Origin of the sequence: Mesorhizobium sp. M7A.F.Ca.MR.362.00.0.0, from assembly GCF_004023175.1 — a bacterium.
Taxonomy (GTDB): domain Bacteria; phylum Pseudomonadota; class Alphaproteobacteria; order Rhizobiales; family Rhizobiaceae; genus Mesorhizobium.
The window spans coordinates 6,882-7,130 of the sequence record NZ_RZTF01000330.1; the positions used below are offsets into that span (position 1 = coordinate 6,882).

General features: G+C 63.9%; 1 pseudogene. It reads left to right on the plus strand.

Features of this window, described 5'->3' with window-relative positions:
• A pseudogene (locus EOC06_RS43750) lies at positions 1–249 on the plus strand (microcin ABC transporter ATP-binding protein); the annotation flags it as partial.

The following is a 249-nucleotide window of genomic DNA, read 5'->3' on the forward strand; positions in this document are numbered from 1 at the left end:
GAGCCGGTCTCGGCGCTCGACGTCTCGATCCGCGCCCAAATCCTCGATTTGTTCGCCGAGCTCAACCAGAAGCTCGGCATCGCCTATCTCTTCATCACCCATGATTTGACCGTCGCCCGCGCCATCACGGACGAGGTGCTGGTCATGCATGACGGCAAGGTCGTCGAGCGCGGCAAGACGAGCGAGGTGCTCGACCACCCGCAGTCCGAGGCTGCCAAGGCGCTTGTCACCGCCGCTCCTGACTTGCAC